This is a genomic window from Nostoc sp. PCC 9305, from assembly GCF_963920915.1.
GTDB lineage: Bacteria > Cyanobacteriota > Cyanobacteriia > Cyanobacteriales > Nostocaceae > Nostoc.
On sequence record NZ_CAWUDN010000021.1, the window covers coordinates 19,009 to 40,555 of the forward strand.

The 21,547-nt window shown below is 42.9% G+C and carries 17 protein-coding genes; 5 read left to right on the plus strand and 12 right to left on the minus strand.

The annotated features are described in order from the left end of the window. Positions 1-837 (minus strand): SPFH domain-containing protein, encoded by an 837-nt coding sequence (locus tag ACM0OX_RS10170; RefSeq protein ID WP_414514769.1) that lies wholly within the window; start codon positions 835-837, stop codon positions 1-3. 379 nt (positions 838-1,216) lie between these two features. Here ACM0OX_RS10170 and ACM0OX_RS10175 point away from each other — a divergent pair, with 379 nt between their 5' ends. Together ACM0OX_RS10175 and rpsU are read left to right on the plus strand one after the other, a co-directional pair. Continuing rightward, positions 1,217-1,561 carry a hypothetical protein gene (locus tag ACM0OX_RS10175; protein WP_104905479.1) on the plus strand — a complete coding sequence of 115 codons (345 nt, stop codon included), beginning with the start codon at positions 1,217-1,219 and terminating at the stop codon, positions 1,559-1,561. Positions 1,562-1,853: 292 nt separating this feature from the next. Beyond that, positions 1,854-2,033 (plus strand): 30S ribosomal protein S21, encoded by a 180-nt coding sequence (rpsU, locus tag ACM0OX_RS10180; RefSeq protein WP_069073049.1) that lies wholly within the window; start codon positions 1,854-1,856, stop codon positions 2,031-2,033. A gap of 270 nt (positions 2,034-2,303) precedes the next feature. Here rpsU and pth read toward each other — a convergent pair whose 3' ends face one another. From pth to psbH, 3 genes are all read right to left on the minus strand, one after another. After that, positions 2,304-2,945 carry an aminoacyl-tRNA hydrolase gene (gene pth / locus ACM0OX_RS10185; RefSeq protein ID WP_414514770.1) on the minus strand — a complete coding sequence of 214 codons (642 nt, stop codon included), beginning with the start codon at positions 2,943-2,945 and terminating at the stop codon, positions 2,304-2,306. 130 nt (positions 2,946-3,075) lie between these two features. Then, complete coding sequence (locus tag ACM0OX_RS10190; protein WP_099103129.1) at positions 3,076-3,348, minus strand: TatA/E family twin arginine-targeting protein translocase; 273 nt, start codon at positions 3,346-3,348, stop codon at positions 3,076-3,078. 141 nt (positions 3,349-3,489) lie between these two features. Next, positions 3,490-3,693, minus strand: coding sequence for a photosystem II reaction center phosphoprotein PsbH (psbH, locus tag ACM0OX_RS10195; protein WP_094348882.1), 204 nt, complete (start codon positions 3,691-3,693; stop codon positions 3,490-3,492). Positions 3,694-3,778: 85 nt separating this feature from the next. Here psbH and psbN point away from each other — a divergent pair, with 85 nt between their 5' ends. After that, positions 3,779-3,910, plus strand: a complete 132-nt coding sequence (psbN, locus tag ACM0OX_RS10200) for a photosystem II reaction center protein PsbN (RefSeq protein WP_012410654.1) — start codon at positions 3,779-3,781, stop codon at positions 3,908-3,910. A gap of 231 nt (positions 3,911-4,141) precedes the next feature. On the opposite strand, the gene ACM0OX_RS10205 is transcribed toward psbN, so the two are convergent. The 4 genes from ACM0OX_RS10205 to ACM0OX_RS10220 form a co-directional block, all read right to left on the minus strand. Beyond that, a complete protein-coding gene (locus ACM0OX_RS10205) occupies positions 4,142-5,146 on the minus strand; it encodes a transaldolase (RefSeq protein WP_414514771.1) in 1,005 nt (334 codons plus the stop codon). Positions 5,147-5,404: 258 nt separating this feature from the next. After that, positions 5,405-6,835, minus strand: coding sequence for a pyruvate kinase (gene pyk, locus ACM0OX_RS10210; RefSeq protein ID WP_335198119.1), 1,431 nt, complete (start codon positions 6,833-6,835; stop codon positions 5,405-5,407). Positions 6,836-7,095: 260 nt separating this feature from the next. Further along, positions 7,096-8,139 (minus strand): type I glyceraldehyde-3-phosphate dehydrogenase, encoded by a 1,044-nt coding sequence (gene gap, locus ACM0OX_RS10215; protein WP_414514772.1) that lies wholly within the window; start codon positions 8,137-8,139, stop codon positions 7,096-7,098. A gap of 253 nt (positions 8,140-8,392) precedes the next feature. Further along, positions 8,393-10,231: a vWA domain-containing protein gene (locus tag ACM0OX_RS10220; protein WP_414514773.1), complete on the minus strand. Its 1,839-nt coding sequence runs from the start codon at positions 10,229-10,231 to the stop codon at positions 8,393-8,395. Between the two features lie 259 nt (positions 10,232-10,490). Between ACM0OX_RS10220 and ACM0OX_RS10225 the strand changes: the two genes are divergently transcribed. Next, positions 10,491-10,850, plus strand: coding sequence for a Rieske (2Fe-2S) protein (locus tag ACM0OX_RS10225; RefSeq protein ID WP_335150900.1), 360 nt, complete (start codon positions 10,491-10,493; stop codon positions 10,848-10,850). A gap of 174 nt (positions 10,851-11,024) precedes the next feature. On the opposite strand, the gene ACM0OX_RS10230 is transcribed toward ACM0OX_RS10225, so the two are convergent. After that, the gene (locus ACM0OX_RS10230; protein ID WP_414514774.1) at positions 11,025-11,528 is read right to left on the minus strand and encodes an Hsp20/alpha crystallin family protein; all 504 of its coding nucleotides are present in this window, start codon (positions 11,526-11,528) and stop codon (positions 11,025-11,027) included. 795 nt (positions 11,529-12,323) lie between these two features. Here ACM0OX_RS10230 and ACM0OX_RS10235 point away from each other — a divergent pair. Continuing rightward, positions 12,324-18,077, plus strand: coding sequence for a PAS domain S-box protein (locus ACM0OX_RS10235; protein WP_414514775.1), 5,754 nt, complete (start codon positions 12,324-12,326; stop codon positions 18,075-18,077). Between the two features lie 270 nt (positions 18,078-18,347). Here the strand turns inward: ACM0OX_RS10235 and ACM0OX_RS10240 are convergent, their stop codons facing one another. The 3 genes from ACM0OX_RS10240 to ACM0OX_RS10250 form a co-directional block, all read right to left on the minus strand. Then, positions 18,348-19,994, minus strand: coding sequence for an ABC1 kinase family protein (locus ACM0OX_RS10240; protein WP_414514776.1), 1,647 nt, complete (start codon positions 19,992-19,994; stop codon positions 18,348-18,350). Positions 19,995-20,025: 31 nt separating this feature from the next. After that, a complete protein-coding gene (gene yidD / locus ACM0OX_RS10245; RefSeq protein WP_414514777.1) occupies positions 20,026-20,322 on the minus strand; it encodes a membrane protein insertion efficiency factor YidD in 297 nt (98 codons plus the stop codon). A gap of 78 nt (positions 20,323-20,400) precedes the next feature. After that, positions 20,401-21,465, minus strand: coding sequence for a mannose-1-phosphate guanylyltransferase (locus ACM0OX_RS10250; RefSeq protein WP_414514778.1), 1,065 nt, complete (start codon positions 21,463-21,465; stop codon positions 20,401-20,403). Between the last annotated feature and the right edge of the window lie 82 nt (positions 21,466-21,547).

Here is a 21,547-nt window from a genome sequence, read left to right on the forward strand (position 1 = left end):
TTAGCGTTCTTCGATTTTTTTGCCATTACCTTCTTGAGTTACCGACTCGGCTATCAATTCCTGAAACATTTCACTTGAGTTAGCTGGGTCTACAAAGACAATTTTGGCGTTATTGCTCTCACCAAGTTTTTGGCTAGCATCTACATAATCTTGAGCCACAAGATACCGCAGAATGTCTCTACTATCGGGATTGGCACGGAGAGCTTGAGAAATGATTTGCACTGAAGCCATAGTTCCTTCTGCTTTCTTAATTGCAGCTTCTTTTTCTCCTTCTGCTTCGGTAATCAGTGCCCGTTTTTTGATGACAGCGGCTTGTTCCTCTTCCCTAGACTTTCGGACACTCTCAGGTAGAGTAATTCTCTGAATATCTAACCGGAGAATATCAACTCCCCAATCTGCCGTTATACTATTCAACTGGTCTAAGATAGCTGAGTCCATCTCCGCTCTAGAGACGTTGGTTTGCTCTAGGGTATTCTGAGCAATGATTTCTCGCAGCGTGGTTGTGGTGATCTGTGTCAATGCCCCTTGCAGATCCTCAATCGCGTAAAAGCTTCTCTCAATATCTCGAATCCGCCAGTATACAATAGCGTCCACTTCTACGTAAATATTATCTTGGGTGATTACATTCTGAGGTTTGATGTCTAAAAACTGCTCTCGTGTAGTATCTTCCATCACAATCTGATCGACCAAGGGAACAATAAAGTTCAGCCCCGGCTTAAGTTTTCGATGATACCGCCCTAAGCGTTCGACTAGGGCTTCATTTCCTTGATTAATCAGTTTTGCAGAACCTAATGCATAACCTATAAGGGCTAAAACTATAGCAATAATTGGCTCCATGTATGCTCCTATTCAGCTTTGGGGAGAATTTAGTGTCAAAGATATGCTACTAGCTTGTCATATCTTTGAGTTTAATGTTTTGAGTCTGTAATTTTATCAACACCAGCAGCGATGTCGAGTCGCTACAAGTTTTGTACATATTCTGTAAGTGAGACTGTTTTGCAGAATGCGATCGCTATTAAAGCACCTTGATAAAACGCTGGCAAGGACTACTTGATGTAATCAACATTACTTGTACTGCCATTTTCAGACAGCCGGAATTTAATTTAAGTATATTTACGCAAAAAATTTTATATAAAGGTAAAAATTTGGCAAGTTTTAAAAACCCCACTATAATCGGAGAAAAATTGGCTTGAGCCATTAAAAATATCAAAATATTATGGGCAGGTTGTTAATCAAACTTATAGGTTTAATTCTACTTTTCACAGGATTATACTTTTTTGGTCAAAACATCATATTTGTTAGCGGTTACTATTCATATTTTTATCGGAGCTTACCTGCTACAGCTTCAGTTTTAGCAACGATGATAGGTATATTTGCATTAGTCTTTTTCCAAAGAGAAACTGGTAACTTGGGGTGGATTTTTCTAGGCATTGGCATAGTACTAGTTTTCTTAAGCGGTGGAGTTATTTTAAAGCCTACTAGCTTATGGAATTTCATCATTGCTTTTACAGCATTAGCAACTGGATATAAATTACTAAATGAGGGCAGAATCAACTTTTAAAATCTGTTTTCATCATATATCTTAGTAACTAAGATTACATTATTCCCCTATTCAGAGTACAGTCAGAAAAATTTAGCATGATAATTTCCCCATCTTCTCTATTGGTTCTGAGAGTGCATTTGGGCACTTAGATTAACTTTTAGTTAAGTACCGATTTTACGAGATAGAAGCACACATAACCCGCCTCAAACGGACGAATAGCCTCTTAATGATGACTTTAGCTCAGAGGGGTTTTACTAAGGTTGAGGGTAATATTAGAATGGAAACTATTGATGATGAGGAAAAGGGAAGAATGACCCAGGTGGTTCTAGGAGAGAACGAAGGAATAGACTCAGCTTTGCGTCGGTTTAAACGTCAGGTTTCCAAAGCTGGGATATTAGCTGATGTGAAATATCATCGGCACTTTGAAACACCAATAGAAAAACGCAAACGTAAGGCAGTAGCAGCTAGACGCACAAGACGTTTTAAATAAACCTATTTGGTGTGATATCGGCGTTGCTTGAGGTTATGACCAAAAACAGGCAATAGCGCTTGCACCCTTATTCATACAAACATTAAGCAAAGTCTGCCGCACCGTTAATTAGGGTGTAAATGAGTTACTTTTCTTATACATAGAGAGCGTTAGAGACTTTATCTTGGTTAGATGGAGCAAGCTAAAATCGCTGCCCATCAACCAAAATAAGCGCCTTTAAACATCGGTTAGCTTTCTTTAATCAGCTGATAGGACGGTATTCATCCAGCCTTAAGACTCAGAATTATTAATGGTGCGGCTATTACAAACATTCATCGCCTTTTCTACTCCCTGCTTGAGACTTAGTTCAATACACTCAACTACGAACTGAAGTACAAGAGACATCTGCTGATTTTCGGCAGCGGAAAATCGCCCCAGCACATGAGAGATAGCACCGGAATCATCTTTATTAGCTGCATCTTTGGGTTTACCAATACCGATTCGCAAACGGGGAAAGTTTTGGCTACTAAGATGTGCGATCGCACTTTTCATGCCGTTATGTCCTCCAGCCGAACCAGATAAACGCAAACGAGTTTTTCCCAAGGGCAAATCCATATCGTCATAAATTATCAGCACTGACTCAGGCGGCAATTTATACCAACTTGTCACCGCTTGTATTGCTTGCCCTGAGCGATTCATATAAGTTAACGGCTTTAGCAAGCGAATCTTACCTCCACCTGGGGTCATACCCTCGCCATACTCACCCTGAAACTTGCGGTTTTCTGTTAAGGAAATGCGCCAAGAACGAGAGAGAGTTTCTAAAGCAGCAAAACCGATATTATGGCGTGTTTGGTCGTACTTAGCTTCTGGATTCCCTAATCCGACGATTAGTTGTGGAATTACCAAAGCTGGTTGCGTAACAGCTTCTGTCATTTTGTCTACAGTCAATTGATATGCAGCACTCTTCTATATAGTCTGTCTGATTAATTTTGATAAGTTCGTAGTAAGCACTTCAGTGCTTAAAATCCAGGACTAAAGTCCTTACTACGAACTTGACAAACTACTAGCTAGGTTGGGAAGAACTAGCGGTATCCTGCTCAGATTTAGCAGGGTGGATTTGCTTAGGTTCCAATTCAGCAGTAGTCTTTACTACTTCTTCTAACTGTTCTGCTTCTTTTTGAAACTCGTTTTGAAACTCCTTAGAAGCTTCTTGGAAACTACGAATTGTTTTGCCCACACTCCGACCGATCTCTGGTAGCTTTTTTGGGCCAAAGATTAACAGCGCTACTACCATAATTACAGCCATTTCCGGCAGACCGATACCAAATATATTCATTTTTTGTCTCCTGTAAACTCTAAAACCACTACAGAAACTCACATATATAGTTAGTCTAGTCGGAAATTGCAACTCACAAAAAAACCCGGAAGAACCGGGTGTAACTTAACTTGTTATCCAAACTCGCTCGCTGTGTATGCGTTAGCGTCCTAAACTGCGCCAATCGACAAATACATCCTGAACCAACAGTGATTTATTGTAAAGTTGCAGAATAATCAGCAGAAACACGAAAAATAGCGCCATAAAAACAGCCATCACAGGGGTAGTACCCCAACCTGGAGCCACTTTCCCATACTCAGAGTTAAGTGGTTTCAGGATATCTCCCAACCTAGTCCTTTGTGCCATAGTTCACCTAAGATTACTTGCCAAAGCTTTTTTTAATCTTCTGTAATATTCTATAAGAATAGCACTCATCATCTATCTCTCAATTATGGAACCCGCAATAGTTCTTAGCATTTCTATGGCTGCCGTGGTGGTTGCCATCACTGGAATTTCGATTTATACCTCCTTTGGCCCTCCTAGCAAGGAATTGAACGATCCGTTCGATGACCACGAAGATTAAAAGAGTTATATCATGTCCGCATAAATTGTTGGTGCAATGTCTACGATGGGCTATGCCTACGTAGACAAATATTGCTGTCGCTTGTCGGGGTTTCCTCTATGAGCGATTGATGTGTGGGGTGAAATGACTATGGCAATCATAACTAATTACCCAGACATGCATGATATTTGAAGTGCGTTACGGCTTGAGCCGTAACGCACACTACTTTGGATGTTTTTTAATTGGAAGTCTCTAATGGCTTGCCACTACCTCTCCTTCCAGGCGAACGAGTCGGTCTGCCAAAAGTTTCTCAAGGTCTTCTAGTGCCTTGGTGAAACCTTTAATACCTTCGTCTAGTTTGTCAGTTGCCATACGGTCAGCAGCGTGCATCCGATCATAGCTAGCTTTGTCAATGGATATCTTTTCGATTTCCAAGCTTGCTACCTTCGCAGGGTCTAGTTTGCGTGGCAGTTCTCCAACGGTTGCTTGCAATTCAGCCAAAAGCGACGGCGAAATGGTCAGCAAGTCACTACCTGCAAGTTCAGTAATTTCACCAAGGTTACGGAAACTGGCTCCCATAACTTCGGTTTTATAGCCAAATTTCTTGTAGTAGTTGTAGATTTTGGTGACAGACAAAACTCCTGGATCTTCGGCTGCTGGGTAGCTATCGCGTCCGGTATCTTTTTTGTACCAGTCAAGAATCCGACCGACGAAGGGAGAAATTAAAGTAATGCCGGCTTCTGCACAGGCGATCGCTTGGTGAAGACCAAATAACAAGGTAAGGTTACAGTGAATACCTTCTTTTTCGAGAATTTCCGCAGCGCGAATGCCTTCCCATGTGGTGGCAATTTTAATTAAAACGCGATCGCGGCCAACTCCAGCAGCTTTATACTGAGCAATTAATTCCCGTGCCTTAGTCAGAGTAGCTTCGGTATCATAGGACAAGCGAGCATCCACTTCTGTAGACACGCGACCGGGAATGATTTGCAAAATCTTTAATCCAAAAGCAACTGCCAAACGGTCAAAAGCTAGAGAAACTATCTGTGCTTGGGTGGCTCCGGCTCCAGCATCTTTTTTTGCTTGGAGTAAAGTTTGATCGACAATTCCCTGATATTCTGGCATTTGCGCCGCAGCAGTAATCAGAGAAGGATTGGTGGTGGCATCTTGGGGTTTGAACTTTTCAATTGCCTGGATATCCCCTGTATCTGCGACCACAACAGTCACTTCTCGCAATTGTTCCAGTAAATTCTTAGACATAAAATACTCCGTGATGTTTGTTTAGGATTTACTTATTCCCTAGCGAGTGCTGAGTGCTAAGTGCTGAGTGCTGAGTTAGGAGTAGAGACGCGATTAATCAATCGAGTCTGTACAAGAGTTATTATTCTCTCCTTGTCTCCCCAGTTCCTAGTCCCCAGTCTTCAGTCTCCAGTTCCTTCAATTCTGATTCTGGCAATTTTTCAGAATCATTGCCTAAGTTTGCTTACTATTCAGAGCCACAGCCTTATTCTAAGTGCCTTATGCCGAAATTGGCTGTCCAATGGAATGCACTTTGATTAAACTAGTTGTTCCTGATTTACCAATTGGAACACCAGAAGTAATTACTACTTTATCGCCCTTGTTTGCTAGACCCATGTCTACAACTGTGTTCACTACATTGGTAAACATCTCTTCGGCATTGTGGACTGGTGGAATCAGCAAAGCTTCCACACCCCAAGAAAGTGCTAGCTGGCGGTAAGCGGTGATGTCGGAGGTGAGGGCAATAATGGGAGAAGTCGGCCGATATTTAGACACCATTCTCGCTGTACTTCCTGATGAAGTGTTACAGAGAATTGCCCGTGAGCCTGTTTCATAAGCGATGCGACAGACGGATTCTGCCACAGATTCGGTAACGCTCAGACTGCCCGCCTCATGACACCACGCATGTTTGCTACCCTCATCGAGAGCTTGTTCTGTCCGCACGGCGATGTTGTGCATCATCTGGACGGCGGCGACGGGATATTGTCCCACAGCTGTTTCACCAGAAAGCATCACCGCGTCTGTTCCATCCAAGATCGAGTTAGCAACATCGGTGGCTTCGGCGCGGGTGGGATCGGGGGCGCTAATCATCGACTCTAGCATTTGGGTGGCTGTAATCACCGGCTTGCCAGCACGATTGCAACGGCGAATAATATCTTTTTGAATTAGGGGTACTTCATGAATTGGCACTTCCACCCCTAAATCGCCACGGGCAATCATAATCGCGTCGGCAACTTTCAGAATGGAATCAAAGTTTTCTACTGCCTCCGATCTTTCGATTTTGGCAATTAAGCGAATCGAAGCACCAGCGGCTTCAATCATCCGTCTGGCGGGTTCTAAGTCTTGTGGCGATCGCACGAAGGACACCGCCACCCAGTCTACACCCAACTGAATCCCAAAACGCAGATCCAGCAAGTCTTTTTCGGTGATCGAACTTACAGGTAAAGGCGTTTGGGGCAGGTTTACTCCCTTGTGCGTAGAAATTAACCCGCCATTTTTCACTTGGGCCCGAATGCGATCGGCATCGCGATCGGTAACTATCAACTTGACGCGACCATCATTAATCAAAATCGGTTCGCCAGGTCGCACCATTGCAAATAAAGTCGGCAATGGTAAGGGTAGTTCGTCAATACTCTCACCCTTTTCTTGCAAAACAAAAGTAACTTCAGTACCAGCTTCTAAATTTAACCCTTCCGGTGGTAAAGTTCCTAAGCGAATTTTAGGGCCGCATAAATCTTGCATAATTGCGATCGGCTTTTGCAGCTCAGTACTAATCTGCCTGAGATAGTGAGCCGTTTGGGCGTGGAATTCATAAGCTCCGTGAGAAAAATTCAGCCGTGCCACATTCATTCCAGCTTTTACCAAGGCTTGCAGCTTTTCAGGTGCAGATGTAGCCGGGCCAACAGTACAAATGATTTTGGTTCGACGCATAGGGATTGGGGGTTGAGGAGTAACTTGCAAATTTGGATGCTTTATACCAATTCGTAATTCGTAATTCGTAATTCGTAATTAAGAGACTTCGCATCCAAATTCACACGTGCTTCATATCACTGGTTTGCTAAATAAAAATACTAGATTCCGTTTTATTTTCGGAGTATTTACCATTTGACCCAAATCCCAAAAGTCCCTAGTCAAGAGTCAGCAGTCAAAAGCTAATGACCAATGACTAATGACTAATGACTAATGACTAATCAAACCACAGCCGCTGTCGGTGCGAGTTTTTCCTTCTGTGACATAGACAACATCAGGTCAATTACGCGATTTGAATAGCCCCACTCGTTGTCATACCAGGCAATTACCTTGAAGAAGTTTGAATTCAACTCAATTCCAGCACCTGCATCAAAGATGCTGGAATGAGTATCACCTTGAAAATCTGTGGAAACTACTTCTTCATCCGTGTAACCCAAGATACCCTTTAGTGAACCTGTGGCAGCCTCCTTCATGGCAGCACAGATTTCCTTATAACTGGTGGCTTTGGCTGTTTTGAAAGTTAAATCAACTACAGAGACATCGGGAGTTGGAACTCGTAATGCCATCCCAGTTAACCTGCCCTTCAATTCTGGCAAAACCAATGCTACGGCTTTAGCTGCGCCTGTGGAGGAGGGAATAATATTTTGGGATGCACCTCGACCACCCCGCCAATCTTTCTTGCTGGGGCCGTCTACAGTTGGCTGAGTGGCAGTCATGGCATGGACTGTGGTCATCAACCCTTCAGTCAACCCAAAGTTGTCATTAATGACCTTAGCAATGGGAGCTAGACAGTTTGTAGTGCAGCTAGCATTGGAAACAATAATATCCTTGCTAGGGTCAAATAGGTGATGATTGACACCCATTAACAGGGTAGTAACTCTATCTGGATCTTTGGTGGGAGCGGAAATTACCACTCGCTTTGCACCTGCCTTCAGGTGGTTTGCAGCTCCTTCGTAATCAGTGAAGAGTCCGGTAGCTTCTACGACATAATCTGCACCTAATTTTCCCCAAGGTAACTCTGCTGGATTCCTAACTGACACACAAGGAATAAAATGTCCGTCAATCAGGATGCCGTCTTCCTTGGCTTCAACCTTCTGCTTTAATTTACCGTGGGTTGAATCGTACTTTAATAGATAAGCGAGATTATCTGGTGGTACTAGGTCGTTAATGCCCACAAACTCAATGTTGGGGTTATCGATGCCAGCACGAAGCACAAGTCGTCCGATTCGACCGAAGCCATTGATACCAACTTTCAATTTAGTCAAGATTAAACCTCCCGTTGTGGAAGTTGAACAAAAGGAGAAAGTTAAAAGTCAAAATAGATTGCCTTTTACTCTTTACTCTTTGATCCTGACAGTCTCAGTCGGCTAAGGCATATTTACTTGGCATCTTTTAAGGATTGGGCATTAGAAGAGGCAGAGGTGCAGAGGTGCGGAGGTGCGGAGGTGCGGAGGGGCAGAGGGGAATAAACTTACTGCAACTGCTCCCCTGCTCCCCTGCTCCCCCCCACTCCTCAATTCAAGTAGGTTGGACAAATCGCTTAATTTCACCACAGGCAATATAAGACTTGCCATCTGGTGCGGTTTTGACTTCATCAACGACGTAAAGCATTCCTTCCTCGCGAACCGATCGCGGAAAACGCATATTCCAATCTGGTTCATATCCGTCGGAAACCACCCTAGCGCGCAGCTTGCTGCCATCTTTGACACACTGAACTAAAATGCTGTCCCCTACACTGTCAGTTGTAGGAAGATCGGCAGCACTGGCAGGGCCTTTGGAAGCTTTACCTGTGTTAGTTGGATACGCTTGTCTAGGGGCAACAAAGATATCTGTTTCACCGGGTTGAGCAAAACGAGTGATTTTACCACGTACCCGATAGAAAGTAGCATCGCTTGAGAGTTCCAATCCTTCAACAACATAGCGTGCCCCTTCGGCACGAATGGCGCGGGGAAATTGGATGTTCTTGGTTGAATCATAACCTTCGGACATGACTTTGATCCGCAGTTTACCCCCTTCACGAACGCAGTGCAATTCAACACCTGAACCGACTTCATTCACAATGGGCATGGCGTAAACTTCATCGCCAGCAGTGACACCGCGACCCACCAAATCGCTGCGATTGCGCGTCATCGTTTGGTAAGTCTGATCTCGCATCTCTTTCCGTCCGGCATTGCCTAAAGCTTTTTGAGCGATCCGACTGGCGAAATATTCAAGCTGATCGATTTCTTCAGCAATTTCAAAATTCTCATTCAACCCTTTATCCCGCAAATCTTTCACAAGCGATCGCAGGGTTTGTTCAGCTTCCTGATGCTTGCCATGTTCAGCGAGATTAAGTCCAATCTCTTTGGCCTTAGCAATGGTAAGGCGACTCAGTTCCAGAATGATATGGCTTGTAGCAGCAAAAGCTGCTTCCTCAACAGTGCCAACTTTGGCGACAATATCGACTGTACCTGAAACGCTTTGAATGCGGTCATCTTGCACAACATCGGCGCTGTAATGCAACTTCATCACAGGTAAATCACCAATTTGAGCGCTTGATATGCCCAGACTCAAACCGAGAAGTTTGTCTTCACCCTCATAAAGCTCTCCCAAGGTGATAACAGCTTGACCAGCGTCATTCTGGCTAACTTTAGCCAGACTTAAAGTATCAACCAGACTGACACCATCGGCCAATTCAAGTGTCACCTTGAGGTTTTGTCCCACTACTGCTCTGAGACTGTCTAGCTCAATACTAAACACTTCAGTTGCTTCGTCGATGCTCTGAATGAAATAGAAGTTGCCTGTGGCTGCCCTTGCCATCCCAATTAGCAGGTCTTCATTGAAACCCTGAGCAAAACCTAACGTAGTTGTGATAATGCCTTCCTCAGCTTTTTGCCCTGCTGTCGCCGTCAGTATCTTGGGGTCTTGAATGCCCATATTGGCGTGACCATCGGTAAGCAGGAGAACACGGTTGATTTTTTGCGGATCGAGTCGCGTTTTCACGTGTTCGCACCCTTTGAGCCATCCCCCCGATAAGTTGGTAATACCGCCCGCTCTCACCTTGCGGATGGAATTTTTCAGTGCGGCTTTGTTAGTCACAGCCTGGGGTGGTACAACACTATCTACTTCATCGTCGTAAACAACTACTGAGAGAATATCATCTGGCTCAAGTCGATCTACCACAGACTCAGCGGCTTTGAGTGCGTGATGCAAGGGAGCGCCTGCCATAGAGCCGGAACGGTCAATTACAAGCGAAAGGTTAAGGTTGCGTCGAGGAGATTTAGCTATATCAGTACGAAAACGTAGCAGAATATCAGTCTTTAATGAAGATCCTGCGGCGAGGATAGATTGGTCAAATTCGTAACTTGTCTTAATCATTTTTTATATCCCTCAGAATTGTCTTTTATCAGCTAAAAGCCTTGGAAAACATAGACAGTAAGCGCTTTATTTAGTTTACCCAGAAATAAGTTTGGTCAGTATAAAAATGGTATTTAATGTAAGATTTTATAGTTTTAGTATCTTACCAGCATAGACAAAGCCCGTCCTAGACATTCTCGACTCTCTGCTCTTGAAAGGCGATCGCACTGGTCACAATTGCGGGAAACTGAAAGCAGATATATTAGGAGAGGAGAACCTAATGAGTTGGACTAAAGTTCTTGCAGTCGATGCACTTTCCCCAGGTACGCGAGAAGTCGTGAAAGTTGGCAACCGGAAAATTTTGCTTTTGAATCACGAAAGTCAGCTTTATGCTGTAGATAACACTTGTCCTCACTTAAAATTACCTTTGAAAAGTGGGAAAATAAATGAGAATGGCGCAATTGTTTGTTCCTTCCATCACAGTGCTTTTGACCTGCGGACTGGTGAGGTAAAAGATTGGTGTTCTTGGCCACCTGGTGTAGGTAAGGTACTCTCGTTAGTTTCACAACCAAAGGCACTACCAGTGTTTCCGATTCGTGTTGAAGAAGGCAGTATCTGGGTTGATGTCCAAGAGGAATAGCACCCTCTCCCTGAATTTACTGAAATAGTTCTAAAAAAAGAAAAACCCCAGCTAATGAGTTTAGCTGGGGTTTCTAGCAAAATTTACCTATTTCAAAGATATAGGAATCATGGAATGAGAAAATAGAACGTCTTCTCAAGCAGTTTAAACACTTTACTGCGATCTAATGTTGGATTACGTGCTACCATTGCCGCCTTCTATAGAAGCTGTAGCACTTTGAGATTGGCCTAAATTCACTTTGAATACCTTGCTCTGCTCTTGCTCCAGTTTGGGTAAAGTCAAAATTAAAATCCCATCTTTCAAGTCTGCCTTAACTTGTTGATTCTGAACTTTGGTTGGCAGAGGAATTACTCTAGCGAACTTGCCATACCGGAATTCCGAATGAACTTTATCCTTAGATTGGGAATGTTTTTCGTAACGATGCTCACCAGCAATCGAAACTGCATCTTGAGTAACTTGAACATCGAGGTCTTTAGCTTCCACGCCTGGAATCTCAACTCTTAATAGCAACTCTGAACCATTATCATGTAATTCAACCGCAGGAACCCACGCTGTTCTCGGTGATGCAGAAATCTCAGAGTTACCGCGCTCGGCTACTGTAAGCTCAGAGAATAGTTGATCCATTTGACGACGCAGAATCTCCATTTCACGGAATGGTTCCCAACGAATCAGTGCCATATTTTAATTTCTCCTTAACTTTCTAATTCAATCTTGGGTAATCAAACAAAGTTTTAGAGGTATTTTTTAGAGAGGAGCTTTATTTGCTTTGTTTCTTCTCTCTAGTAAGTAATTTAATAAAAGAAGAATCTAAAAACAGTTGGGTAAACCGTACAGACATAGGTTGGATTTACCGTATCAAACAAAAAAAATATCAAAAGCTTGAGAATAGTGAATGTCAAAGGAAATAGGCAATCGCAAATTAAACTATATTATGTAATGTAAATTTAATTAAATTCGCTTGTAGCTAGAAGCTCTAGCCCGATGCTAAGAGTTAGATTGACAAAGACATTGCGCGTAGCTTGCCGTATGGCGTCTCCCCAATGCGAAGGACTACGGTATGTATAGACACAATTAGAAAAAAAGCTCAATTATCTCCTTCCCATCCAGAGCATGGCAATGGCTGATTAGGGGCTGCTGCCTCCAATCAGACATTGAGTCAGAGACTCAATGAATGCATTCCCAGTCGGAGACTGGGAACGAGTCAAGCCTCATCAAGCTAGGTTTTTAGGACTTGTGTGTACATAGTCGCTTTGGCTGTTTGGGATTCTTCGGATTTAATTAAATAATCAAGCGGAGATGATATAAACAGTTATCCTGCTTTATATGCAACTTTTCTATACACCCGGCGCTGAAGTATGGTTGTAAGCGACGATGATTTTATTTACAATCTGGTGACAGAGTTTTGCTGTCTGATTTCATGTTCAGTTTTATTCAAGAAATTCTTCCTGATTGAAAATTAACTTAGTAACTGATATGGATGCTCAAAAAATAAAAATTTTATTAGTTGATGACAACTTAGAGAATTTACATTTTTTATCAGACATCCTTCAACACCAAGGTTATCAGGTAGAAAGTGTCATTTCTGGACAATTGGCAATCAATACAGCAATTGCTTCTCCCCCGGATTTGCTTTTGCTAAATGTTCTCATTATAGAGAGGGATAATTATGAAGTATGTCAATATTTGAAAGTTAACGATCAAACTCAAGAAATTCCGATAATTCTTTTCGGAATTTTCGATGATTTTTTTGAAAAAATAAACGTCTTGAATTTAGGCGATATTGACTATATTACTCAACCATTCCAAACTAAAGAAGTTTTATTACGCGTCCGAAATCAACTCACTCTTCTAAGACTGAAAAAACAGTTAAAAGAAAAAAATGTGCAACTGCAACAGGAGATTAAAGAGCGTCAACGGATTACAGTTGAGTTAAATATTCGCAACAGACAAATAGAAGATATTTTTAAAGAAATTCCCGTTAGCATTAGCAAAGCCTTTTGTAGAGAAGTTTATCAAAGCGAACGCCTGGTAGTCGAAGCCGCCCTCAAGAAGAGTGAAAGTCAGTATCGCCTCCTAGTGGAGACATCCCAGGACATGATCTGGTCTGTGGATATTGATGGACTAATTACCTTTGTTAATCCAGCAGTCAAGCAGATTTATGGCTACGAACCACAAGAAATGATCGGGCGTGCCTTAATTGATTTCATCTCACCTACACAAGTTGCTCAAGATAAAGTAGCCTTTGAGCGTGTTCTTCAGGGAAAGTCTATTTTCCAACATGAAACTACCTGTGTGGCTAAAGATGGTACCTTACTTTATTTAATGTTGAATGCGATCGCATTACGCAACGAAGAGGGTCAGGTTATCGGCATGACGGGCACTGCTAGTAATATTACGCAGCGTCGAGGAGTCGAAAAATTACTCCAAGAAAGCGCAATTAAGCTGCGTAACCATAATCTCGTGCTAACACAATTGGCACAAAATCAGACGCTTTATCAGGGTGATTTGAAAGCAGCCTTGAGTATAATCACAGAAACAGCTGTCAACAATATTGGCGTAGAACGAGCTAGTGTCTGGCTGTATGACGAAACAGGCATGAAAATCCAGTGTTTCGATCTATTTGAGGGCAGTCGCAATCAACATAACGAAGGACTTTTCTTGTCAGCGGTAGACTATCCAATTTATTTTGCAGCTTTGCAGCAAAACCAATCAATCGCCGCAGATGATGCTCATACCGATTTTAGAATTAAAGAATTTTCTGCCTCTTACTCAAGATTAAACATTACCTCTATACTCGATACACCAATTAGGCTAGAGGGAAAGACCGTAGGAGTTTTATGTCTGGAGGCAGTGGAAGTTACTCATCATTGGACGCTAGAAGACCAAAATTTCGCTCGCTCTCTGGGTAATTTAGTATCTTTGGTATTGGAGGCAAAAGAACGCCAACGCGCAGAAGCAGCACGACGGGCTTCTGAAGAAAAGTTAGCATCAGCTTTCCGGTCATCTCCCGATCCAATTGCCTTAATTACTGTTCCCAACAAACGCTACATCGAAGTAAACGACAGCTTTTGTCGGTTTTTTGGTTATTCTCGCTCTCAGGTAATCGATCGCACCGATGAAGAATTGCATATTTGGGTGAATCCAGAAGAATATAATTTTCTCATCAACATCCTGCAACAAGCAAAAGCCATCCGCAACTATGAGATTGATGTCTGCACAGCAACAGGAGAAATCAGGACAACACTGTTGAGTGCAGAAATGATTGAGATTGATGGACAATGGTACGTACTGGGAACCGCAAAAGATATTACTGAACGCAAGCAGGCAGAAAATGAAAGCCGTTTGTTACTTTTGACAACCCAAGCTATCACGCGCGCCAGTGATGTCAACAGCGCCTTAGCAGTGGTCTTGCGCTTAATTTGTCACACCATTGGCTGGGATTTTGGTGAAGCCTGGATACCTAATAAATATGGGACTGTTTTAGAACACAGTCTGGGTTGGTACGGAGATGAGAGCAGCTTAGAAGAATTTTGTCAGCAAAGCCAAACTTTGAAATTTTCTTTAGGAGTGGGATTACCAGGAAGAGTTTGGCAGAGTCAAGAACCAGAATGGATAGAAGATGTTTCTAAAGTTACACAACCAGTTTTCTTGCGATCGCCACAAGCCGCAAAGGTAGGATTCAAAGCTGGGTTTGGTGTTCCCATACTGGCTGGGAACCAAGTATTAGCTGTTTTAGTGTTTTTTAAACGTAGCTCAGTATTGGTAGATCGGCGTTTGCTCTTGCTAGTCAGTGCTGTTGCGGCTCAGTTGGGTGGGTTGATTGAGCGCAAAACCTTAGAACAAGAACTAGCACTCAGAGAAGCTCGTCTCAATGCCTTTTTTAGCAGTGCTCCCGTCGGCATGAATATTGTAGATAACCAGCTGCGATTTGTCCAAATTAACCAACTGTTGGCGGAGATTAATGGACTACCCCAGCAAGCTCATATTGGCAAAACCATCCATGAAGTCTTACCCGACATCGCCCCTTTAGTAGAACCAATTTATCAACAAGTTCTAGTAACTGGTCAACCGATTATTAATCAAGAATTAAGCAGCACATCAATCAAGCAACCAGATATTATCCGCCACTTCTTAGCTTCTTATTTTCCGATTGTTGGTGAAGACGATCGCCCCTCTGGTGTTGGCACAGTTTTAGTAGAAATTAGCGAACTACACGCAGCGCTACGCGAACGCAAACACGTCGAACAAGAATTACGTTTAGCCAACGAACGCCTACAATATCTGCTCACCTCTAGCCCTGTAGTCATTTATAGCAGCAAAACATCAGACGATTTTGGCATTACTTTTATCAGTGAAAACGTTAAAGAAATGGTGGGCTATGAAGCGCGGGAATTTATCGATAACTCCAGTTTTTGGCTCGATCGCGTCCATCCACAAGATATTGAACCGATCTCGGAAAAATTTTCTCCCTTTATTAAGCGGGAGTATATTTCTTACGAATACCGTTGGTTGCACGCTGACGGAACTTATCACTGGTTCTACGAAGAGATAAGGTTAATTCGTGACGAAGCGAATTCCCCGATCGAATGGGTTGGTTATTGGGCAGATATTAACGATCGCAAATTGGCAGAACTAGCTTTGCAGTCAGGTCAGCAACGATATCAACTTCTAGCAGAAGCCTCACCAGCTTGTATATTTCATACTGATGTCGATGGCAATGTTTTATATTTTAATCAACGCTGGAGTGAAATTACTGGATGTAGTTTAGAAAATTCTCTGGGAACAGGTTGGGCAAATGCCGTACATCCAGACGACCGCGAACAGCTATTGTTGGCATGGAATCAAGCAACAGTCGCTAAATCAATCTATAAGTACGAACATCGTTTCTTACATGACGATGACAATACAGTCATCTGGGTAATTTGTCATGCTCTGCCAGAATTTAGAGATGATGGAGAAATTAAAGGCTACATCGGTACAATTACAGATATTACCGAGAGAAAATTGGCAGAAGAAGCCTTGCGTGAAAGTGCAGAACGAGAAAGAGCGATCGCGCAAGTGATTCAAAGAATGCGCCAAACACTGGATTTAGAGACGATATTTGCGGCGACAACCGAAGAATTACGCCAAGTACTCAACTGCGATCGGGTTGTTGTCTATCGTTTCAATCCCGACTGGAATGGCGAATTTGTTTCTGAATCAGTGGGTAACGGTTGGATTTCTCTCATAGAAGAACACAACAATGACCCTTATCTCACAGAGGGAGTATTACAAGATGGGCGTTGTCTAGCGAAAATTTTGGATAGTGCGGATAACCAGATGGAATATTCCGATCTGCAAGCAACCCCAGGCACAAGTTTCCTCTGTGTCCCAGACATTTACAACACTGAGTTTCATCCTGCTTATATCAATCTCTTAGAGCGCTTTCAGGCCAAAGCCTACATTATTGTTCCGATTTTACATGGTAGTCAGCTTTGGGGATTGCTGGCGAGTTATCAAAATTCCGATCCCCGCCAATGGAAATCGGGAGAAATCAACATCGTAGTTCAAATTGGCAATCAGTTGGGTGTTGCTTTACAGCAGGCACAATTGCTAGCACAAACTCAAAGGCAGTCACAAGCATTGCAAGAAGCTGTGATCGTTGCTGATGCTGCTAACCGTGCCAAAAGCGAATTCCTGGCCAACATGAGTCACGAACTGCGTACCCCACTTAACGCCATCCTTGGTTTTACCCAAGTCATGAGCCACGATCGTGAATTATCAACTGAACATCAGCAAAATCTAACAATTATCAATCGTGCTGGCGAACATCTCCTGAATTTAATCAACGATATTTTGGAAATGTCTAAAATCGAAGCTGGCAGAATAACCTTAAATCTCAACAGCTTTGACTTAATTCGCCTCTTGGAAAACCTCAAAGAGATGTTGCGCTTCCGCGCCACCTCCAAAGGATTGGAATTGGTCTTTGAATATACATCTCACCTTCCCCAATACATCCAAGTTGACGAAAGTAAACTGCGTCAAGTCTTGCTTAACCTCCTGGGAAATGCCATCAAATTTACCGATACTGGCAGGGTGACGCTGCGGGTGGGGATGGGGAGTGGGGACTGGGGAGCAGCAGGGGAACAGGGGAGCAGGGGAGCAGGGGAGCAGGGGAGAATAATTAATCTCCAATGCCCAATGCCCAATGCTCAATCTCCACTTGCCCTGAGCGTAGCCGAAGGGATGCCCAATGCTCAATCCCTAATCTTCGAGGTACAAGATACTGGCCGCGGTATTGCCCCACAAGAAATTGACTTGCTATTTGAAGCTTTTGGGCAAACTGAAACCGGAAGAAAATCGCAGCAGGGAACAGGACTAGGTTTAGCAATTAGCCGCAAATATGTGCAACTAATGGGAGGAGATATTAGCGTCACCAGTACTATTGGTGAGGGAAGTAAATTTATTTTTGATATTCAAATTGGTCTAGCCACAGTCAGCGAAATCCAGATCCAACAAATTAGACCCCAAGTTATTAGTTTAGCGCCTGCTCAAAGTGAATACCGTATTTTAGTGGTTGATGACTCCACAGACAGCCGTTTAGTGTTAAAGAAAATTCTCACATCTATCGGTTTTGTAGTCCAGGAAGCAATAAATGGCATTGAAGCGATCGCACTTTGGCAGACATGGCAACCACATCTAATCTTAATGGATATGCGGATGCCAATTATGGACGGCTACGAAGCCACAAAAGTTATTAAAACTAGAGAAGAAACCTCAATCCAAAATACCGAATCCCAAATCTCCAATTGGAAGACCATTATTATTGCCTTAACTGCTAATGCTTTTGAGGAACAACGAGAGGCAATAATCAAAGCGGGTTGCGATGATTATATTAACAAGCCTTTTCGCGAGGAAGAATTACTAGAAAAGTTGAGCGAATATTTGGGAGTTCAATATATTTATCAAGAAGAAAGCTATCAGTTAACAAACCTGAAGCAACAAAGACCAAAATCAATGTTGACACTCACAGATTTAGTAACTCTATTATCTGAAATGTCGCCTGAATGGGTGAAACAGGTGTACACTGCCGCAGCCCAATGTAGTGATGACCTGATTTTAGAATTGATTGAGCAAATCCCTTCAGAAAATGCTGTGTTGCAAAATTTTATCAAGAATTTAGCTCATGATTTTCAGTTTGAGAAAATCATGGAATTGACGAGTATTGCAGGAGTCTTATCCAGCTAATAAAAATTGATGGTTAAGCGAGTTCGTAGTAAGGACTAAAGTCCTTAATTTTCTCAGCACTAAAGTGCTTATATCATGTCCGCATAATTAGTTATGCTAACCACAGTCATTGCACCCCACCCCTTAATCCCCTGGAGACAAAGCGTAGCTTTGGCGGGGGTGGGGTTCTTCCGGTTTAATAAGCAATCAAGCGGACATGATATTACTACAAACTTCAATTTTAAATTTTATATTTTTCCTTCAATTTAAAGTCCAAAATTCCAGATGATTTTACCGTAAACGTCCCGATCGCAATGTACTAATAATTAACCACAAACCCAATAAACTAGCGACTGCAAATAGTATAGTGCTTAAAAAAGATAGCTGAGTTGTTTGCGCTCTAGTGGAAATAATTGCCGCACCCATAATCAGCGAACCCACTAATATACTAAAAGATAGTCGGTTAGCTGCATCGTCCATAGTGCGCCGCACACCATCTAACCCCCGCAGCGATAAATTCCACTGTAAGGTTTCTGAGGTAACTCGGTCTAATAATAGTTCAATTTGGCGAGGAGATTGGAGAGACAGACTTTTAATATCTAAGGCTGTCCGTAATAGCGATCGCACTGGATTATCGCCCAGTAATTGCCGACGAAACAAGTCTGTAATTAATGGTTTAACTTCATCAAAAAAATTAAGCTCTGGATTGAATGTCCGCGCTACACCCTCTAAATTCGCTAAGGTTTTGGCATACAAACCCATATTACTGGGCAACCTAATTTTATTGTTGCGGGCAACTTGTAAAACTTCATAAATTATCTGACTGAAGTTTATTTGTGTGAGGCTGACGTTATGATATTTTCGCAACATGCGATCGTAATCATTTTCTAACCGCGACAAAATCACTGGTTGAGCAGAATCTGATAGCTGTAAAGTTAACTGAGCGCACCTTTGAGCATCTAAATCAACGATCGCTAACAACATCTCTGTTAATATTTGCTGTGTCCGGGGATCGAGTCTTCCCACCATGCCACAATCTAAAAGAGCGACACGCCCATCTTTGAGATAAAACAAGTTTCCTGGATGGGGATCGGCGTGGAAAAAGCCATCAATATATAGTTGCTGGAAAAATACCCGAAATAACAAAGTAGTTATTTCTTTACGTTTTTCGGCAGGGTCTTTAATGTTAGGGTCATTATCCAAATCTGCCGCCAGGAACGGCACTCCATCCAGCCATTCCATTACCAGCAATTTCTCTGTGGTCAACTCCCAGTTAATTTCCGCCACCACTATTTGTGTGGGATCGTACCAGCGACTTTGGGATAAGTTGCGCCGCAGTTGGTCTGTAAAACCCGCTTCCCGTGTAAAATCTAACTCGGCTTCTAAGGCTTTAGTAAATTCTTCGGCAATGGATTTAATTTCGTAGGTTTGCCCAAAATCAGTCCGCGCCACTAAATCGGCAATACCTTGAATTAAAGCAATATCTTGAGCAATAGTAATATCAATTCCTGGACGTTGCACTTTTAGAGCGACTTCCCGACCGTCTGCTAGTGTAGCCCGATGTGTCTGAGCAATCGATCCGGCTGCTACGGGGATCGGGTTAACTGTGCTGAAGGTTTCTGCTAATGGACGTTTTAATTCTTTGCGGAGGATTATTTCTATCTCTGACCAAGGAACTGGCGGTACTTCATCTTGTAGAGTTGACAATTCCTCAATATAGGAGGCGCTCAGTAAGTCGGGGCGGGTAGAGAGTAGCTGACCAAGTTTGACGTAAACTGGCCCCAAGTCTACCAGAATATTTTTTAAAACCGCAGGTGTCGGCAGCTGGGGTTCATCAGCTTTGCCACCAGTAAGTAACCTTCGCATATAGTCCCAGCCATTGCGAAGGAAGACTTCCAGGATTTCTCGTTGACGGGGAACAGTTTGGGTGAGGAACATTTTTATAAAAAACTGCAAAAAGGCAGAGGAGTTAAAGAGGTAGACAGCAGGGGATGACAATACAACCGAAATCGGCTCTAGTTTTGATGCTTGTTAAAGTTTTGCTAGCTGCGGCACAATCTTGAAATCTTTTTATGGATGATTGTACGGCTTCGTGGAGCTTCTGTTCGTTCAGCATCCGTTTGACATAACTAGAGCAAGAATCCCCACCGTGTAATAAGCGATGGGAACAAGAAAATCCTTTAGACGGAGAAATGTATTTTTGATAGGCAGTAATAGAATCGATTGCCATTGTCTTGGCCAGAGGCTCAAAGCTAATAATGTCCATAACTGTCAGATAAAATAACAGACTGTCAAGTTATAATGGGAAAATAGACTTTTTCGCCTCTGCCAAGGGTTCTAACTTTTATAGCAGGTCAGTAAATCGGGAATCGCTTTGGAGAATTTTAAGGATCTGCTTGATTTCCTGGGTACGTTCTTTTTTAACAACGAGGGTGACATTGCGATCGCGCACAATCACCACATCCTCTAAACCAATAGTAACAACTACATCTTCTGGATTTGAGGCGTAAATAATCGCCCCTTGCGTATCTAAACCTACGTGGGTAGCGAGTTCCACATTTGGAGTCTCTTCCGTTTTCAGTAAACGTTCGATCGCATTCCAATCTCCTAAATCATCCCAACCAAAATCAACTGGCAAAACGTATGCTAGAGTTGTCTTTTCCATTAACGCATAGTCTATACTCTTCTTAGGCAACTGGGGATAGATATCAGGGCCATGTTGTTCTAAAGGTTCGATAATTTCTGGAGCATGGGTATGTAGTTCCTTGAGAACAACTCCTGCCCGAAAAACGAACATTCCACTATTCCAGCTAAAACGTCCCGTAGATAAAAAAGTCTCTGCCGTTTCTCGGTCGGGCTTTTCAGTAAAGCGGTTCACGTGATAAGCTGGCAACTCATTAAAGCTACCTATTTTTTCACCTTGTTCAATGTAGCCGTAACCGGTTGATGGAAAAGTAGGCTTGATCCCCAGTGTAACGATCGCTGCTGTGCTTGTTGCCAGTTGCGTAGCTGCATTTAATGTGTGTGCAAAGGCCTCTTGGTCAGCAATCCAGTGGTCAGCAGGGAAAAAGCCAATCACAGCGTCTTCACCATAGCGCTGTTTGATTTCTAAACTTGTCCAAGCAACGGCGGCGGCAGTGTCTCTGCCTTCCGACTCAATCAGTAAGTTTTCAACTGGTAAATCGGGTAGTTGTTGTCTTACGCCTTCAGCTATCTGACTAGAAGTGATAACCCACAGGGAATTCCACCCGCCACCGAGTTCAATCAATCGATCGGCGGTTGCTTGTAATAGACTTCTAGAGCTACCATCAAGACTTAAAAATTGCTTGGGTCGGTCTTTGCGGCTTAGGGGCCAAAAACGTTCACCTTTACCACCAGCTAGGATTACGGGGAACAATAAAGTATTCATGTTGTCATACACGCCTACCGAAGAACATTACAAGTTTACAGTGAGCTTTTCCACTGGCAATATTTGTAGCTTGGATTAACAT

Coding starts and splice junctions, on each gene's coding strand:
- psbH (WP_094348882.1), bottom strand. CDS start 3,693: ATGGCACAAAGGACTAGGTTGGGAGATATCCTGAAACCACTTAACTCT.
- ACM0OX_RS10250 (WP_414514778.1), bottom strand. CDS start 21,465: ATGAATACTTTATTGTTCCCCGTAATCCTAGCTGGTGGTAAAGGTGAA.
- ACM0OX_RS10235 (WP_414514775.1), top strand. CDS start 12,324: ATGGATGCTCAAAAAATAAAAATTTTATTAGTTGATGACAACTTAGAG.
- psbN (WP_012410654.1), top strand. CDS start 3,779: ATGGAACCCGCAATAGTTCTTAGCATTTCTATGGCTGCCGTGGTGGTT.
- ACM0OX_RS10190 (WP_099103129.1), bottom strand. CDS start 3,348: ATGAATATATTTGGTATCGGTCTGCCGGAAATGGCTGTAATTATGGTA.
- pyk (WP_335198119.1), bottom strand. CDS start 6,835: ATGCGTCGAACCAAAATCATTTGTACTGTTGGCCCGGCTACATCTGCA.
- ACM0OX_RS10220 (WP_414514773.1), bottom strand. CDS start 10,231: ATGATTAAGACAAGTTACGAATTTGACCAATCTATCCTCGCCGCAGGA.
- ACM0OX_RS10175 (WP_104905479.1), top strand. CDS start 1,217: ATGGGCAGGTTGTTAATCAAACTTATAGGTTTAATTCTACTTTTCACA.
- rpsU (WP_069073049.1), top strand. CDS start 1,854: ATGACCCAGGTGGTTCTAGGAGAGAACGAAGGAATAGACTCAGCTTTG.
- yidD (WP_414514777.1), bottom strand. CDS start 20,322: ATGGACATTATTAGCTTTGAGCCTCTGGCCAAGACAATGGCAATCGAT.
- ACM0OX_RS10225 (WP_335150900.1), top strand. CDS start 10,491: ATGAGTTGGACTAAAGTTCTTGCAGTCGATGCACTTTCCCCAGGTACG.
- ACM0OX_RS10240 (WP_414514776.1), bottom strand. CDS start 19,994: ATGTTCCTCACCCAAACTGTTCCCCGTCAACGAGAAATCCTGGAAGTC.
- ACM0OX_RS10205 (WP_414514771.1), bottom strand. CDS start 5,146: ATGTCTAAGAATTTACTGGAACAATTGCGAGAAGTGACTGTTGTGGTC.
- pth (WP_414514770.1), bottom strand. CDS start 2,945: ATGACAGAAGCTGTTACGCAACCAGCTTTGGTAATTCCACAACTAATC.
- ACM0OX_RS10230 (WP_414514774.1), bottom strand. CDS start 11,528: ATGGCACTGATTCGTTGGGAACCATTCCGTGAAATGGAGATTCTGCGT.
- ACM0OX_RS10170 (WP_414514769.1), bottom strand. CDS start 837: ATGGAGCCAATTATTGCTATAGTTTTAGCCCTTATAGGTTATGCATTA.